Below are 15,907 nucleotides of genomic sequence, written 5' to 3'. Positions count from 1 at the left end.
GATCATGCCAAACTACGAGACGAGGCTGCGACGCACAGGAATATCCCGCCGTACGGCGCTGATGGGGATGTCGGCAGGTGTCGCCACGCTCGCGATGCCGCGCCTGGGACGCGCCGCCGATGACACCATCCGCATCGGCTTTCCGACGCCGCTGACCGGCCCGTTCGCGGCCGAGGCCCGCGACCAGGTCAAATGCGCCGAGCTTGCGGTCAAGCTGGTCAACGACAAGGGCGGGATCGCCGGCCGCAAGGTCGAGCTCCTGGTGCGTGACGACAAGCTCAATGCCGGCGAAGCGGCGACGCGGACGCTCGAGCTGATCGAGAAGGACAAGGTCCACGCCATCGTCGGGGCGCTCTCCAGCGCCGTCCAGCTCGCCGTCAACGAGGTGACGCGGGCGCGCGGCGTGATCTACGTCTCGATCAGCCAGTCCGACACCATCAACGAAGCCAAGGATTTCAGCAAATACACCTTCCACGAGGCGCTGAACCCGCACATGACCACAGCGGCCGTGGCCCGCCAGACCATCAAGAAGGGCATGAAGGTCGCCCATCTCGTGGCCGACTATGCCTATGGCCATGAGATGCTGCGCGGCTTCAAGCGGGCGCAGACCGCGATTGGTGCCGAGAGCGTCGGCGAGATCCTGCATCCGTTCGGTGCGGCCGACTATTCGACCTTCATGCCGCGCCTGATGTCGCTGCGGCCGGACGTGCTGTGCATCAGCAATTTCGGTCGCGACCAGGCCAATGCGATCAAGCAGGCGGTCGATTTCGGCATCAAGCAGCAGATGAAGATCGTGGTGCCGGTGATCCTGCACAACCAGCGCCTCGCCGTCGGTCCCGACGTGTTCGAGGGCGTCGTCGGCGGCGCCAACTATTATTGGGGTCTCGAGACACAGAACAAGACCGCGGCCGAGTTCAACAAGGCGTTCCGGGCCGCCAATGGCGGCGCGATCCCGACCGACTACGGCGCCTATGGCTACTCCGGCGTCGGCTCGCTGTTGCAGGCGATGCAGGCCGCCGGCGGCACCGAGACCGATAAGGTCGTCGCGGCGCTGGAGGGACTGCAATACGATCTGACCAAGGGCCCGCAGCATTACCGCAAATGCGACCACCAGTCGGTGCAGTCGGTGCTGGTGCTGGAATCCAAGAAGAAGTCGGCGATGGCGAACGAGAACGACCTGTTCGCGATCGTGGCCAGCGATCCAGGGGCGGACGAGATGCTGCGAAGCTGCAGCGAACTCGGCCACCCGACTTGATCCTGATCGCATGGACCTCTCGCTGATCATCATGCAGCTGTTTTCCGGCATCGCCCTTGGGGCGGTGCTGGTGATCACTGCGCTCGGCCTCACCATCGTGTTCGGCATGCTCGGCGTGGTCAATTTCGCCCATGGGGCGCTGTTCATGATCGGGGCCTATGCCGGTCTGTATCTGGCATCGCTGACCGGTAGCTTCTGGTGGGGCTTGCTACTCGCGCCAATTCTGGTCGGCGCGTTCGGCATGCTGATCGAATTCGTCCTGGTCCGACGTCTGTATGGCCGCTCGATCGATGATCCATTGCTGCTCACCTTCGGCCTCAGCTACATCCTGGTCGAGGGCGTGCGCATCGTGTTCGGCAGCGACGGCATTCCGTTTCCAACGCCGTCCCAATTGATCGGCGTCGTCGATCTCGGCGTCGGCTTCTTTCCCAAATATCGTCTGTTCGTGATCGCGCTGGTCGCCGTCGTGCTGCTGGTGCTCTGGCTGATCCTGGAGAAGACCCGGGTCGGCCTGATCGTCCGTGCCGGCGCCCGTGATCCCCTGATCATGCGGGTGCTCGGGGTCGACATCAGCAAGGTGTGGCTCGCGATCTTCGGCCTCGGCGTCGGCCTTGCCGCGCTCGGCGGGGTGCTGGCGGGACCCATGCGCAGCGTCAATCCCGAGATGGGAACGCTGGTGCTGGCGGAAGCCTTCGTCGTCACCGTGATCGGCGGCCTCGGCTCGATCGTGGGTGCCGTGGTCGCGGGGCTGATGGTGGGGATCTGCATCAGCATGGTCGCGCTGTTCGCGCCCGAGATGGCGACGATCGTGATGTTCGCGCTCATGGCCGCGGTCCTGCTGATCCGGCCGCAGGGCCTGTTCGGCCTCAGGGGGAGAGCGTGATGACGGTGCAGTCGACCGGCGAGGCACCGCCGCTCCATCAGGCGCAGCGCCTCTTCGCTTTCCTCGCGGATCACCGCGTGCTGGTATCGCTGGTCGCGCTGGCGCTGCTGCCCTGGCTGCTGCCGTCGAAGGCGCTCGCCGTGAACGTCCTGATCTATGGCGTCGTGGTGATGGGCTACAATCTCCTGTTCGGCTACACCGGTCTGCTGTCGTTCGGTCACGCCGCATTCTTCGGCACCGGCGCGTATCTGACCGGCATCGCCATCGGTCGCTGGGGCCTGCCGTGGTTTGCCGCAGTGCCGGTGGCGATCGCGGCGAGCACGGCGCTTGCCGCATTGATCGGAACCATCTCGACGCGAACCCGCGGCATCTATTTCTCCATGGTCACGCTCGCGCTGGCGCAACTTGTCTACTACGTGGCGCTGCAGGCCTCCTCCTTCACGGGCGGCGAGAACGGACTGCGAGGATTCACGGTCGACCACATCGGTCTGTTCGGTGCACAGATCAACTTTCTCGATCCCGTGAACAAGTATTACGTGCTGATGGTGCTCGCGGCGATCGCGATCTGGGTGCAGTCGCGCATCCTCAACTCGCCATTCGGCGCGGTCATCGAGGCGATCAGGGAGAACGAGCAGCGCGCGCGGGCGTGCGGCTACGACGTCGAGCGCTGCAAGCTGATCGTGTTCATGCTGTCGGGCGCCATCTCCGCCGTCGGCGGCTGCATGTCGGCGCTGCATCTGTCGATCGTGCCGCTCGACATCCTGCACTACCAGACCTCCGGCATGATCGTGATGATGGTGCTGCTCGGTGGCGCCCGCAGCTTTTTCGGGCCGTTCGTCGGGGCTGCGGTCTTCCTGATCCTGGAGGACGTCGTGTCATTGTGGACGCCGCACTGGCAGATCGTGGTCGGCGCCATCTTTGTCGTGTTCGTGCTGTTCCTGCCCAAGGGCATCTGGGGCACGTTCCTGGACGCGCTGCCGATCGCGAGGGAGCGGCGATGAGCACCGAGCTGTTGCGCGCGGACGGGATCGGCCGTCGCTTCGGCGGCTTCGTCGCGCTCGAAGGCATCTCCGTCGCGTTCGCGGCCGGCGAGCTGACCTCGATCATCGGCCCGAACGGGGCCGGCAAGAGCACCTTCTTCAACATTCTCTCGGGCACGCTGTCGCCGAGCAGTGGCACCTTGCGCTTCAAGGGCCGCGAGCTGAACGGTCTGCCACAGCATCGCTTCGTACATCAGGGCATCTCGCGGTCGTACCAGATCACCAACATCTTTCCCGACCTGTCGGTCCACGAGAATGTCCGGGTCGCCGCCCAGGCGATGCGGGTGAGCTACGACATCTGGCGCAAGCGCGCGGATCTTGCCGAGCTCGGCGAACGCGCTGATGCGGCGCTCTCTGCCGTCGGCCTGATCGGCAGGCGCGGCGAGCTTGCGAAGTATCTGGCCCACGGCCAGCAGCGCGCGCTGGAAATCGCGATTGCGCTGGTGTCCGAGCCGGAGCTGCTGCTGCTGGACGAGCCGACGGCGGGCATGGGTCCGGAAGAGACCAAGGAGATGGTCGTGCTTCTGGAGCGGCTGGCGGAGAAGCGCACGGTGCTGCTGGTCGAGCACAAGATGAAGATGGTGCTGGGCCTGAGCCAGCGGGTGCTGGTGCTGCATCACGGCCGGCTGCTTGCCGATGGCAAGCCTGAGGACATCCGATCCAACCCCGACGTGCGCCGGGTCTATCTGGGACAGAGTGAAGGCTATGGCTGAGACCGCGTTGCTCGAGCTCGACGGCGTTCAGGCCTGGTATGGCGCCAGCCACGTCCTGCACGGCATCTCGCTGCGCGTGAACGAGGGCGAGGTGGTCGCGCTGGTCGGCCGCAACGGCGCCGGCAAGACCACGACGTTGCGCACCGTCATGGGGCTGATGCCCCGGGCCGCGGGGCGCGTGCGCTTTGCCGGCCATGATCTGCTGCCGCTTGCGGCCCACAAGCGCTTTCATCTCGGGCTCGCTTATGTGCCGGAGGAGCGCCGCATTGTGCCGGGCTTGTCGGTGCGCGAGAACCTGCGGCTCGGGCTCGTCGCGGCCAGGGCCGACATCGAGGAGCGCGCGGCGTTCGCCGAGATTGCGGAGACCTTTCCACGATTGAACGAGCGGCTGGATCAGGAGGGCGTCACGCTGTCGGGCGGCGAGCAGCAGATGCTGGCGATCGCCCGCGCCTTGATCGCGCAGCCGCGCATGGTGCTGCTCGACGAGCCCTCCGAAGGCATCATGCCGGTGCTCGTCGAAGAGATGGGCGTGCTGTTCCGGCGGCTGCGCGATCAGGGCAAGACTCTGCTCCTGGTCGAGCAAAATGTCGAATGGGCGCTGCGGCTCGCCGACCGCGCCGTCATCATCGACCAGGGCGAGGTCGTGCATGAGAGCAGTGCCGCGGCGCTGCTGGCCGACAAGGATATCCAGGACCGCTATTGCGCGGTGTGATGCTTCGGACTGCGCCGGCATCATGACGCGCCATCTCCATCCGGCGCCAGCAACTGCGGCAGCCGGGCGAGGCTGACGCCGGCAGCCTGGTGACGGAACATGCGTTCGAGCAGCTCGGCGGCTTGTCTCGCCGCATCCGCCGGCGCGAGCCCGCTTTGGCGGACATTGGAGATGCAGTTGCGCTCGGAATCGACGCGGCCGCGGCGTGGCATCCAGGTCAGATAGAGGCCGAGCGAGTCGGCGGCGCTCAGACCCGGGCGCTCGCCGATCAGGATGATCGAGGCCGACGCGCCGAACAGCTCGCCAACATGATCGGCGAGCGCGACGCGGCCCTGCGAAGCAACGATCACCGGCGACAACCGTCGGCCGGTTGCAGCCAGGCGCGGCATCAGCGCATCGAGCACGGGCAGGGCGTTGACCTGCACCGCGCGGCTGCTCAGGCCATCGGCGACCACCAGCACGATGTCGGCCGGCGCGCGCGGCTCCGACAGCAGCGCTTCCGACGTGGGCGAGAGCAGGCGGCCTGCATCGGGGCGCTGCAGATAGGTCGCGCGATCGGCGGCGCGGCTGTGCACGGCAAGCGCCGGCCAGCCATGCGCGGTGACCTCGGCCGCAAAGCGCTCGGCATCGAATGGCTTCAGCACGGCATCGCGCGCTTCGGCATGGGCAGCCTGGAAGCCGAGATGTGCCGACGTCGGCAGGCCAGGACCGCAGCGTCCCAACGCGATCCGTGCCTCGGTGTAGCGTGACAGCCAGCGCCAATCGTCCGATGACGAAGTTGCCGGCGAGTTGCTCTCGTCGGAGCCGCTCATCACTTGGCCTCCAGCAGCGGCAGCGCCGGCATCAGCCGCGCCGGCTCGAAGCGCAGCTCGCCTCTGGAATCGCTGAGGCCGGTGGCCGCGAGCCAGGCCTCGAACTCCGGCGACGCGCGCTTGCCGAGCACCTTGCGCACATAGAGCGCGTCATGGAACGACGTACTCTGATAGTTCAGCATGATGTCGTCGGCGCCGGGCACGCCCATGATGTAGGTGCAGCCGGCGACGCCCAGCAGCGTCAGCAGTGCATCCATGTCGTCCTGGTCGGCTTCGGCGTGGTTGGTGTAGCAGACGTCGCAGCCCATCGGCAGTCCGAGCAGCTTGCCGCAGAAATGGTCCTCAAGCCCAGCGCGCATGATCTGCTTCCCGTCGTAGAGATATTCCGGACCGATGAAGCCGACCACGGTGTTCACGAGCAGCGGCCGATAGCGCCGCGCGACCGCGTAGCAGCGAGCTTCCAAGGTCTGCTGGTCGACGCCGCAATGGCCGCCGGAGGAGAGCTCGCTGCCCTGTCCGGTCTCGAAATACATCACGTTGCCACCGACGGGACAGCGCTGCAGGCCTTCGGCCGCGGCGAGCGCCTCGTCGAGCAGCGACAGCGTGATGCCGAAGCCGCGATTGGCCTCCTCGCTGCCGGCCAGCGACTGGAACACGAGATCGACCGGCGCGCGGCGCTCGATCGCCTTCAGCGCGGTCGTAACATGGGCCAGCACGCAGGACTGGATCGGTGCATGCGAGGCAAGCCGCAAGGTCTCGATCAAGTCGAGCAGCCGTACCATCGTGTCGACGTCGTCGCTTGCCGGGTTGATGCCGATCGTTGCATCGCCGACCCCGTACATTAGCCCGTCGAGGATCGAGGCCGCGACGCCCTTGAGATCGTCGAGCGGGTGGTTGGGCTGCAGCCGCGTCGACATCCGGCCCGGCAGGCCGATGGTGCAGCGGAAGCGCGTCACGACCTCGCATTTCGCCGCGACCGTCACCAGGTCCTGCAGCCGCATGATCTTGCAGACCGCAGCAACCATCTCCGGCGTCAGCCCCGGCGATACGCCGCTGAGCGCATCTGCGTCGGCCGCATCCGACAGCAGCCATTCGCGGAAAGCGCCGACCGTCAGGCTCGCGACGGGAGCGAACGCCTTGCCATCATGCTGGTCGACGATCAGCCGCGTGACCTCGTCGCTCTCGTAGGGAATGACGGCTTCGTTGAGGAAATGGCGCAGCGGCAGCTCGGCGAGCGCCATCCGTGCCGCGACGCGTTCGGCGGCATCCTGCGCGGCGAGGCCTGCCAGGACGTCGCCCGAGCGCAACGGCGTTGCCTTCGCAAGCAAGGTTCTGAGGTCGTCGAACCGATAGCGCGTGCCGCCCAGCGTGTGTGAAAAACCCATTGGTGCTCTCCTCAGCGGCTGCCGCGATCAGTCTCGGCGGCCCGGTCGATCACAGCGGATCGTCGGGACGGGAGAGCGGAAGAGGACGTCATATCGAGGACCTTTCTCAGCACCGCGCAGAGCGACATCATGCACGATATGTGTCCGCATCCGATGACCATTTTGCCGCGCGTCGCCGTCGATTTCGTGCGGGTTGCGTCGGCGGCGGCGTCGGCTAAGGTCGCGCGCCAAGCGACAACGCAACCCGAGAGGAACCTGACATGACGCGGATCCGCTGCATCACCGAGATGGGCACGGGCGTCGACGTCCATGGCCGCGACGCCACCAAGGCCGCCAGGCGCGCGGTGTCGGACGCGATCCGCCATTCCAGCCTCGGCTTCTTCCGAATGGTCGGCAAGACGCCGCAGGACATGCTCGTCGACGTCACCATCGGCGTTCCCAATCCGGAGGCTGTCGACACCGCCGCGGTCGCCAAGGAGCTGCCCTATGGCACGGTGACCGTGATCGCCGTCAAAGGTGGGCTGGAGATTCCGGCCGAGGCCGGCAGCGACGCCATCATCATCGCCAACGCGGCGGTGCTGGTCCATCTCGACGACGGCAAGTGACGCTCACGCGCATGGGGCATGCGCGTGGCGTTCTGATATGAATGTCAAACAGCATGTCATCGCGATCCCGCGGCGCGCTGCGCGCCCGGGTGATGATCGTACGGTGTCCCTCTTTTGAACAGAGGGCGCAGGGAAGGCCGGGTATCCGCTGATACCCGCGGCCCCCGTGCGTGAAGAAGTGCACGGGGCAGGAACCACAGGCTCAGCCGGACGATCCCGGCCTTCCCTGCGCAACGGTTTTCCGGCTTATACGTGCTCTCCTCGGGGACCGGGCTTTGTTGCCCCCGTCGCCTGCTGATCATCTCAGCCGGCTTGACCTCAGCATCGGGAGGTCAGGACCACACGATTTCGCCGGCGCGTCCTGCCGTTCGTCCGCACGGCAACACCATGCTGCGGCAGAGCTGCGCCCATCGCATCCCGCCTCCACGTTCGTGACGATCGCGAAGCGCCCCTCATGGCGAGGCGGGATGGGCGCAGTGTTTCATGGATTCCGAAAAAGCGAAAGGGAAATCTGGCCTGCGTTTGACTGACACCGGCGAACGCATTGAGAGCGTTGCCGGAAAAAATCTCCGGCGTGAGTCCGCGAGAGGCTGATCCGATGTCGCGGCTGCGACTCGCCGCGCGAATCCACGCCCTTTGAGTCGCCCGACGGGCAAGTTCCGTTGCTCGGGAGATCGTTCCGGGCATGGCGACACGACAGTTGCGTCCGTCCTTCGAACGCCACGGAACGGCCCGTGCGCGCAGGGTCAGCTCGAAATGAGTTCGCCGGATCGCGCCGGTCCAGCTCGTCAGGGCAGGCGGATCTCGGTTTTGCCATTGGGCCCGATGAGCGTCAGAACACCGGAAGCGCCCTCGCCATTGGCGAGATATTGATAGCTGTCGAGGGCATTTGCGTGGGGAATGCCGAGGAGTCCGGCAAGCTCCGACAATCAGTCTTCGGCGAACATGAATGGCTTGGTGGCGGACGACGCAACGACGCCTGCAGCAGCCAGCCGAAGTTCGGCGACGACCGTTCTGATGCAGGCTCGCGATCGGCGTGCCGGATGCAAGAATGCGTGATCCCCGCGGGAGAGCTTTTGCACCCACGAGGGATGGACGCAATTCGGCTCGAATCGTCACGGAATTGGCGGGGTATGAGCAGATTCTGGAAATGCGCCGGCGTGACGGCATTGCTGTGCGTCGGCTTCATGTTCGTCAACAACACCAGCTTGCTGGTGTCGAAGACTGCTGGACAGGCGATCGTTCTGGCTCATCGCGGTTTGTCACAGCAGTTCGATCGCACCGGCCTGACGAGCGAAACCTGCACTGCGGCGCGGATGCTGCCGCCGACGCATGAGTATCTCGAGAACACCATCGCCTCCATGCGCGCGAGCTTCCTGGCCGGCGCCGATATCGTGGAATTCGACGTGCACCCAACCACCGATGGCCAGTTCGCGGTGTTCCATGACTGGACGCTCGACTGTCGCACCGATGGCAAGGGCGTCACGCGCGAGCATGCGATGACGGCGTTGCGGCAGCTCGACATCGGTTATGGCTACACCGCCGATGGCGGCCGCACCTATCCATTCCGCGGAAAGGGCGTCGGCCTGATGCCGTCGCTGGACGACGTGCTCGCGACCTTTCCGGACAAGTCGTTCCTGATCAACGTCAAGAGCAATGATCCGGCGGAAGGCCGGCTGCTTGCCGCGGCACTTGCACCGATCGACGCTGCGCAACGCGGGCGGCTGATGGTGTATGGTGGCGATGCGCCGATCGCGGCGCTCAGGGCGGCGCAGCCGGGGCTGAAGGTGATGTCGCGCGGCATGCTGAAGAGCTGCCTGCTGCGATATATCGGATATGGCTGGACGGGGCTGGTGCCGTCCGCATGCCGGAACATGATGGTGCTGGTCCCGGTCAATGTCGCGCCGTGGCTCTGGGGCTGGCCAGACCGTTTCCTCGAGCGCATGGCACAAGGAGGAAGCAGCGTCTTCGTGGTCGGTGCCTATCATGGCGAGACATTCTCCACCGGACTGGATTCGCCGGACGACATCGCCCGGTTGCCCAAGGCCTTCGCTGGGGGCGTGATGACGGACGAGATCGAAACGGTGGCGCCGCTCCTGAAGCGCGCTCCGCAAGGAGATCAATCGAGCCGGCCGTAACCGCGCAGCATGGGAAGGAGACCCGGGCGCGTCTGTGACGCGTCCGGGTCCGTTGTCGTCAGTGCAGGGTGGCGCCTCGCAGCGTCTCCTCCTGCGCCGCGATCCAGGCGATCACGGCCTCGGAGAAGCCGTCGACCCGCGTCCAGGGTCCGTAACCGACCCCGTGCTGGTACGACGCCACGTTGACCATGGTCCCGCGCGCCTTGGGCGACGGCACCGCATCGTGGCTCTGCTCGTCGGTGAAGACGATCAGGCGGTCTCCCTTGCGGTCGATCTCGCCGACCGCACGGCCGAGATAGGTCCCGGAATGCGGCTGCGACCCGAGGATCGCATCGCGCAGCGCAAAGCCACGGCGCGGCGGCACCTTCACGACCTTGTCGCTGAACGTGAAGATCTCCACCTCGTCGCAGACCTCGCGGGCGAGGATCGCGAGCCCGCACGCAGCCTCCGCGCGCGTCATCTCTGACTGCGCGGACAGCTTCGCGAACATCGATCCCGAGACGTCGATCAGGAGCCGCGTGCGACCTGGCAGCCGCGCGTAGCCCTTGATCGCGCCCAGCATCGCCTGCTCGAGCTCGGGCTCGAAGTCCGGCGCATGCCGCGCCGCCGTGATGAACCGATACGGCAGGATCCTGTCCGTCCGCATCGTCTCGATCGCGGCCGCGATGGTTGCCCGCGGCACCCCGACCTCTCGCATCAGGCGCAGGTTGCGCAACAGCGCCAGCGCTCCGAGCCGCTTCTCGGCGAGCAGCCGCTCGAAGCTTGCGCGCTTGTCCGCGCCCTTCGACAGCGCGACCTCCCAGGTGTCGGGCGAGGGCAGCTCGCTTGCGGCGAGCTGCTTCCACACCGCCTCCTGGGCGGCATCCCTGGGCTTGGCGTGCACCAGGAACAGGACGTCGCGGAGCCGCACCGGTCCTTCGCGGTCATACTTCGCGAGCTGATAGGCGTCGAACTTCGTGAACGCCTTCGCCAGCCCCTTCTTGACCTGCGCCGACACCGGCTGCCGCCTGCGCTGCTGCTGCGGACCCAGCGAGTCCGCCCAATAGATAGCGAGCAGCTCGGTCATCTCGTCCGGCCGCTGGATGATGCGCGCCAGCGTCTCGGCGACCAGCGCACGGTGCTCCGGCAGCCGCGCCATCTCGCGGGCGACGAGCAGCGGCGCGTGCCGCAGCTTCATCTCCTCGCGCGCGCGGACCGCGAGCTGCGCCGCCTCGCGCGGCGCGACCTGCGGCACCAGCGCCTTGATGCGCTCGGCGACCGACACACCGTCCTCGTAGAACTGGTCCTCCCACAGCAGGCAGCTCAGCAGCGTACGCTGCAGTGCCTGCTCGGGCGCGAGCTGCCGGGACGGCGCACCCTCATGGGTGAAGGCGCGCAGGAACTTGTTGAGCCTGACCATGATGGCCTCCTCTCTGGGTTGATCTTGGTTGATGACGGGTGGAAGGGACGTCACGCGTGATCTCGTGCGGAGACCACGCGTCACAGATGACCACGCGCCGGGAACGGGCGAATGCTGAGCTCCGCTCCACCGGCGTGGAGCGGATAGTGCTCTGCCACTGAGCTACCGGCGCATGGAACGCCGGATGGGACTCGAACCCACGACCTCTCGATCCGCAATCGAAGTATCAGCACTCTTCACCACGGCGCGTGGAAGAAGGTGGCGCAGCAGAGGTTTGCGCCGCAACGATCTGACCGCCTGTTCGAAGACGATCAGTTGAGATGGATCACGAGCCGGGAACAGGCGACGGCTGAGACCCGGTCGCTGATGGACCGGACAGCGCTCTGACCTCTGAGCTACCGGCATGGCGCCGGGCGGGAGTCGAACCCGCGACCTCTGGCGTGGAAGGCGAAGTAACAGTCGTCTTCACCACGGCTCGTGGATACGTTCGGCGGGGAAGGGGCGATGCTGTTGCTGCCCGCTTGGGCGCTCGGTTTCAACGAAGTAACAGACATCTTCACCACCGCCTTGGCCGCCCGGCGGTTGCCGGGCGACGATGGATGGCATGCTGGGGAACAGCCGATCACGGAGATACGACGATCGAAACGCAGGCTTGGCATCAGCCTCACCGCAACCCGCGACTCACCCATCTCGCTAGACGGATTCCACGGTACGATCGATCGAAGGCGGCGCGTGACCGCATTGGCGCGAAGGACCCGCGATCTTCACCACCAGCAGCTCCCGGCCGCGAACGACCGGGAATTCAAATAGCTTGTCTGCGGCGCGCGTTGGCGCCGCATGTTGCGAGCTCCAAGGAAGCTCGCTCTGTCATCGGTGTCCGGCGTTGCAGCCTCGTTCCCTCCGACAGGCCCCGCGCGCTCGGGCACGCGCATCACCTGCGCGAGCCCCGGGATCCGGGTCTCCCGTTCCGGCTGACAGCCGGGACTTCCGTTGGTTTCGCCGTGCAGGCCGCTCGCGTGAGGGCAACAAAAAACCCTCCGGAGCGGCTGGCTCGGGAGGGTCCGTGTGATGCGGACTGTTGATCTTGCCTCAAGCAAGACCGCTCCCCCGAGCATGGCGTGCGCCATCCACCGGCATGACGCCGTTGGACGTGCGGATGAAGTGTTCGTAGCCGAAGGACATCGTCTCGCTCATGTTTGTCGCGGGCGCAGTCGCTCGCGAGGCCGCGGGACATACGCCGCTTTGTTGGGGCTGTCAACAGCGTGTCTTCGAACTTTTTTGCCGACTGCGGCGGCCTTGATCTGCAACAACGCGCCGATGCGATGCCGGCGTATTGTCATCTTTGGCTCGATTGCAGCGGAACATGCAGGCGTGTTTGCTATGAACCGGCGAACGGTATTGTTAGGAACGGGGAGCGCGATTGCTGCCGCCATGCTCGGCGCTGCATCCTGGCGCGCGATCACGGGGACGATGCACGACTATGAGACGTATAGCGCCCGACTGCGCGCGCCGCTGTCGCCCGATATCACTTCGGTGATCCGCTACGCGACGCTTGCAGCCAACAGCCACAACACGCAGCCCTGGCGCTTTCGCGTAGCGCAGGATGCGATCGAGATCATGCCCGATCCGTCACGCCGCACGCCGGTGGTCGATCCGGACGACCATCATCTGTTCGTCAGCCTGGGCTGCGCGGCCGCCAATCTCGCGATCGCCGCGGATGCGAGCGGCCGTCCGGGCGAGCTCAGCAGCGACGGCCGGACGGTGCGGTACAGCTTCACGAACGGCACGGCGCATGACGATGCGCGGCTTGCGGCAATCGTCCGCAGACAGTCGACGCGCGCGGAGTATGACGGACGACCGGTGCCGCCAGGCGATCTCGCCGCGCTGCAGGCCGCGTCAACCATGCCAGGCGTCGATCTCGCGATCATCACGGCTCCCGCCGCGATCGCCGCCATCCGCGATCTCGTCGTCGCCGGCAATGATGCGCAGATGCGCGATGCGGCGTTCATGCGCGAACTGAAGAGCTGGCTGCGGTTCAATCCGCGCAGCGCGATCGAGACCGGCGACGGGCTGTTCGCGGCTGCCAGCGGCAACCCGTCATTGCCGACCGCGCTCGGTGGCCTCGCCTTCGATCGGCTCTTCAATGCAGCATCGGAGAACGACAAATACGCGCGGCAGATTCGCTCATCGGCCGGTGTCGCCGTATTCACCGCCGAGCAGGCCGATGCCTCGCATTGGATCAGGGCCGGGCAGGCGTGCCAGCGCTTCGCGCTCGAAGCGACGCGGCTGGGCCTGAAGCTTGCCTTCATCAACCAGCCGGTCGAAGTGGCCGCGTTGCGGCCAGAGCTGGCGCGCGTGGTCGGAACGACACGGCGGCCGGATCTCGTGCTGCGCTTCGGCTACGGGCCGGCGCTGCCCTTCTCGCCGCGGCGGCCCGTAGCCGATGTGCTGAGTTCATGAGTCGTTCCTGTCAATCTTGACGGATTTGCGACTCGGTGCATTGCTTCGCTGCATGTTCGAGAACACCCGATTTGCACGCATGAGCGACGGGCATTATTGCCTGGTGCGCGACCTTGGCCTGGTCAAGGGCGGCAAGGGCATGCGCCATCATGAGGTGGTGGTCGATTTCAGCTATCGCGGCATGAAGGTGTTTGCCAAGCAGGGCGCGTCGTCGCTGATGCGCCGGGTCGCGGCGAAGCTCGCGCAGCATGACGCCACGTCGAAGCTGCCGGCGCTGCTGCGCGTGCGTCTGCGCGAGCCGCAGTAGCGTCAGCGCTTCCGCCGAAGCTTACCTCTCTGCGGCGTCGCGATCGGTCGTTTCGGGTCGTAGGGGCTGTTCGGATTGACGTCGAGCTCGACGTCGGTGACGCAGTATTGCGGCTGGCGGTGGCTGCGCCCCGAATGCCAGCGCCCCTGGCGCAGCTCGACCTCGCTGATGTCAGCGACATCGAAGCACTTCCATTGGCCGCCCGGCGGCAGGCCGCTGCTCGCGCCGCCCGCGAACTGGAACGCGAGCACGCGCTCGCGGCCGGCGGTGTGGCCGAGGATGATCGGGCAGATCGCGCGGGCGAAGCCGCCATACATGCACAGCACCTGCTGGCGTGTGATCATCGCCTGCATGATCAACTGGTAGGTCGGGCTCGGCATGCTGGCTTTCTGCACGATGCAGCAACATAAGACCGTCGGCCGCATGCGGTTCCGCATAGAACCTTGCAGCGGCGGCTCACGGGCTTAGATTGAGGCCTCAGCGACAAAGCGAGCAAGAGCCACGATGTCCGATCTCTCCAGCTTTCCGATCACCACGCGCTGGCCGGCGCAGCATCCCGACCGCATCCAGCTCTATTCACTGCCGACCCCGAACGGCGTGAAGGTCTCGATCATGCTGGAGGAGACGGGCCTGGCCTACGAGCCGCACACGATCGATTTCGGCAAGGACGACCAGAAGACCCCGGAATTCCTCTCGCTCAATCCGAACGGCAAGATTCCCGCGATCATCGATCCCGACGGTCCCGGCGGCCAGCCGCTCGGGCTGTTCGAATCCGGCGCGATCCTGCAGTACCTTGCCGAGAAGACCGGACAATTCCTGCCGAACGATCCGGCGCGGCGCTGGCAGACGATCCAGTGGGTGCATTTCCAGATGGGCGGCATCGGTCCGATGTTCGGGCAGCTCGGCTTCTTCCACAAATTCGCCGGCCGCGAGTACGAGGACAAGCGGCCGTTGCAGCGCTATGTCGCGGAGAGCAGGCGGCTGCTCGGCGTGCTCGAGGCGCGGCTCGATGGCCGGCAGTGGATCATGGACGCCGACTACACCATCGCCGACATCGCGACGCTCGGCTGGGTGCGCAACCTGATCGGCTTCTACGGCGCGCGCGAGCTCACAGCCTTCGATGAGCTCGCGCATGTTCCGGCCTGGCTCGAGCGCGGGCTGGCGCGGCCGGCGGTACAGCGCGGGCTGGAGATCCCGCAGCGGCCGTGATCGTCAGCGAGGCCGATTTCGAACGTTGCATGGCCGAGCTGCTGTCCGCGCCGGCCACGCCGGGCGATGCCGTGCTGCCGTCCGACAGCGTGATGTGGCGCGTGCATCGCGAGGCCGCGCTGTTTCTCGGCGCAGGCCGCGCGCTGTTGTTGCAGCTCGCCCATCCCTGGGTGGCGGCGGGCGTTGCCGAGCAGTCGAAGGTGTTCGCCGATCCGCTCGGCCGTTTCCACCGCACCTTCGGCATCGTCTACACCATGGTGTTCGGCACGCGCGCGCAGGCGGTTGCCGTGGCGCGGCGGTTGTATCGGCGTCACGCCGCGGTCGACGGCGTCATGCCTGAGAAAGTCGGACCCTTCGCCGCTGGCTCGCACTATCGCGCCAACGACGTCGACGCGCTGCGCTGGGTCCATGCCACCCTGGTCGAGACTGCGATGATGTCCTACGGCCTGTTGTGTCCGCCGCTCGGCGATGACGAGCGCGAGCAATATTGGCGTGAGGCGATGCGCTTCGCCGGTCTGTTCGGGATTCCGCATGAGGTGCTGCCGCCGGACTGGGGGGCTTTCAAGGCCTATGCGGCCGACATGATGGAATCGGAGACGCTGACGGTCAGCACGGCCGCGCGCGACATCGCGCAGCGCATCTTCTCGGGCGAGGCGACCTGGATCGCACCGCCGCGCTGGTTCACGGCGCTGACGGCCGAGATGCTGCCGGAGCGGCTGCGGCTCGCCTTCGCGCTGCCCTATGGCGAGCGCGAACGCCGCAGCGCCGCGCGAGCTCGAGTCTGGTTGCCGCGCGCCTATGCGGTGCTGCCGGAGAGATTGCGCACCGTCGGCCCTTATCAGGAGGCGATGGCGCGCATCGAGGGGACGACGTGTCCGCCGTTTACGCGGCTGCTCAACCGCGTCTGGATCGGACAGCCCAGCATGGGCAGCCCGTTCGAGCAGCGTGCAGAACGTGCGCGGAGCGGGACGGTCTGAGGCCGGCGCGCT

17 protein-coding genes and 2 tRNA genes are annotated in these 15,907 nt (G+C 66.4%); 12 read left to right on the top strand and 7 right to left on the bottom strand.

All coding sequences use genetic code 11. The annotated features are described in order from the left end of the window. Window positions 1-4: 4 nt before the first annotated feature. Genes QX132_RS02085 through QX132_RS02065 form a run of 5 tightly spaced genes read left to right on the top strand, consistent with a single transcriptional unit; the run spans window position 5 to window position 4,603 of the window. Complete coding sequence (locus tag QX132_RS02085; RefSeq protein ID WP_315780372.1) at window positions 5-1,255, top strand: ABC transporter substrate-binding protein; 1,251 nt, start codon at window positions 5-7, stop codon at window positions 1,253-1,255. 10 nt (window positions 1,256-1,265) lie between these two features. Next, complete coding sequence (locus QX132_RS02080; RefSeq protein WP_316159952.1) at window positions 1,266-2,138, top strand: branched-chain amino acid ABC transporter permease; 873 nt, start codon at window positions 1,266-1,268, stop codon at window positions 2,136-2,138. After that, on the top strand, window positions 2,138-3,139 hold the full coding sequence (locus QX132_RS02075; protein WP_316159951.1) for a branched-chain amino acid ABC transporter permease: 1,002 nt from the start codon (window positions 2,138-2,140) through the stop codon (window positions 3,137-3,139). Before QX132_RS02080 ends, QX132_RS02075 begins: the two co-directional genes overlap by 1 nt. Beyond that, window positions 3,136-3,891, top strand: coding sequence for an ABC transporter ATP-binding protein (locus QX132_RS02070; RefSeq protein ID WP_316159950.1), 756 nt, complete (start codon window positions 3,136-3,138; stop codon window positions 3,889-3,891). The genes QX132_RS02075 and QX132_RS02070 overlap by 4 nt, the downstream gene beginning before the upstream one ends. Then, entirely contained in the window at window positions 3,884-4,603 is a 720-nt protein-coding gene (locus QX132_RS02065) for an ABC transporter ATP-binding protein (RefSeq protein ID WP_316159949.1), read from the top strand. Before QX132_RS02070 ends, QX132_RS02065 begins: the two co-directional genes overlap by 8 nt. 20 nt (window positions 4,604-4,623) lie before the next feature. Here the strand turns inward: QX132_RS02065 and eutC are convergent, their stop codons facing one another. Together eutC and QX132_RS02055 are read right to left on the bottom strand one after the other, a co-directional pair. Then, the gene (eutC, locus tag QX132_RS02060) at window positions 4,624-5,415 is read right to left on the bottom strand and encodes an ethanolamine ammonia-lyase subunit EutC (protein WP_316159948.1); all 792 of its coding nucleotides are present in this window, start codon (window positions 5,413-5,415) and stop codon (window positions 4,624-4,626) included. Then, window positions 5,415-6,800, bottom strand: coding sequence for an ethanolamine ammonia-lyase subunit EutB (locus tag QX132_RS02055; protein ID WP_316159947.1), 1,386 nt, complete (start codon window positions 6,798-6,800; stop codon window positions 5,415-5,417). The genes eutC and QX132_RS02055 overlap by 1 nt, the downstream gene beginning before the upstream one ends. Window positions 6,801-7,060: 260 nt before the next feature. On the opposite strand from QX132_RS02055, the gene QX132_RS02050 reads away from it, so the two are divergent. After that, window positions 7,061-7,405, top strand: a complete 345-nt coding sequence (locus QX132_RS02050; protein ID WP_316159946.1) for a Lin0512 family protein — start codon at window positions 7,061-7,063, stop codon at window positions 7,403-7,405. A 788-nt stretch (window positions 7,406-8,193) separates the two neighbouring features. On the opposite strand, the gene QX132_RS02045 is transcribed toward QX132_RS02050, so the two are convergent. Then, on the bottom strand, window positions 8,194-8,334 hold the full coding sequence (locus tag QX132_RS02045) for a hypothetical protein (protein ID WP_316159945.1): 141 nt from the start codon (window positions 8,332-8,334) through the stop codon (window positions 8,194-8,196). Between the two features lie 204 nt (window positions 8,335-8,538). On the opposite strand from QX132_RS02045, the gene QX132_RS02040 reads away from it, so the two are divergent. Further along, the gene (locus QX132_RS02040; RefSeq protein WP_316159944.1) at window positions 8,539-9,543 is read left to right on the top strand and encodes a glycerophosphodiester phosphodiesterase family protein; all 1,005 of its coding nucleotides are present in this window, start codon (window positions 8,539-8,541) and stop codon (window positions 9,541-9,543) included. 58 nt (window positions 9,544-9,601) lie between these two features. Here QX132_RS02040 and QX132_RS02035 read toward each other — a convergent pair whose 3' ends face one another. The 3 genes from QX132_RS02035 to QX132_RS02025 form a co-directional block, all read right to left on the bottom strand. Next, window positions 9,602-10,942 carry a TROVE domain-containing protein gene (locus tag QX132_RS02035; RefSeq protein WP_315739323.1) on the bottom strand — a complete coding sequence of 447 codons (1,341 nt, stop codon included), beginning with the start codon at window positions 10,940-10,942 and terminating at the stop codon, window positions 9,602-9,604. Between the two features lie 93 nt (window positions 10,943-11,035). Further along, window positions 11,036-11,114 (bottom strand) — tRNA-Trp (locus tag QX132_RS02030). 1 nt (window position 11,115) lies between these two features. Further along, a tRNA-OTHER gene (locus tag QX132_RS02025) sits at window positions 11,116-11,190 on the bottom strand. A 256-nt stretch (window positions 11,191-11,446) separates the two neighbouring features. Between QX132_RS02025 and QX132_RS02020 the strand changes: the two genes are divergently transcribed. The 3 genes from QX132_RS02020 to QX132_RS02010 all read left to right on the top strand — a co-directional run bounded on the left by QX132_RS02020 (window position 11,447) and on the right by QX132_RS02010 (window position 13,709). Continuing rightward, the gene (locus QX132_RS02020) at window positions 11,447-11,752 is read left to right on the top strand and encodes a hypothetical protein (RefSeq protein ID WP_316159943.1); all 306 of its coding nucleotides are present in this window, start codon (window positions 11,447-11,449) and stop codon (window positions 11,750-11,752) included. 570 nt (window positions 11,753-12,322) lie between these two features. After that, complete coding sequence (locus QX132_RS02015) at window positions 12,323-13,402, top strand: Acg family FMN-binding oxidoreductase (protein WP_316159942.1); 1,080 nt, start codon at window positions 12,323-12,325, stop codon at window positions 13,400-13,402. 79 nt (window positions 13,403-13,481) lie between these two features. Further along, window positions 13,482-13,709: a hypothetical protein gene (locus tag QX132_RS02010; RefSeq protein WP_315739326.1), complete on the top strand. Its 228-nt coding sequence runs from the start codon at window positions 13,482-13,484 to the stop codon at window positions 13,707-13,709. A 2-nt stretch (window positions 13,710-13,711) separates the two neighbouring features. On the opposite strand, the gene QX132_RS02005 is transcribed toward QX132_RS02010, so the two are convergent. Beyond that, window positions 13,712-14,089 (bottom strand): hypothetical protein, encoded by a 378-nt coding sequence (locus tag QX132_RS02005; protein ID WP_315771009.1) that lies wholly within the window; start codon window positions 14,087-14,089, stop codon window positions 13,712-13,714. 124 nt (window positions 14,090-14,213) lie between these two features. Here QX132_RS02005 and QX132_RS02000 point away from each other — a divergent pair, with 124 nt between their 5' ends. Beyond that, window positions 14,214-14,918, top strand: a complete 705-nt coding sequence (locus QX132_RS02000) for a glutathione S-transferase family protein (RefSeq protein ID WP_315777441.1) — start codon at window positions 14,214-14,216, stop codon at window positions 14,916-14,918. Continuing rightward, window positions 14,915-15,895: an oxygenase MpaB family protein gene (locus QX132_RS01995; RefSeq protein WP_315777442.1), complete on the top strand. Its 981-nt coding sequence runs from the start codon at window positions 14,915-14,917 to the stop codon at window positions 15,893-15,895. Before QX132_RS02000 ends, QX132_RS01995 begins: the two co-directional genes overlap by 4 nt. The last annotated feature ends 12 nt before the right edge of the window (window positions 15,896-15,907 follow it).

It is taken from the genome of Bradyrhizobium sp. SZCCHNRI20481 (assembly GCF_032485055.1).
Classification (GTDB): Bacteria; Pseudomonadota; Alphaproteobacteria; order Rhizobiales; family Xanthobacteraceae; genus Bradyrhizobium.
Note: the sequence above shows the minus strand (reverse complement) of the source record. Positions and strands in the feature narration are given on the sequence as shown.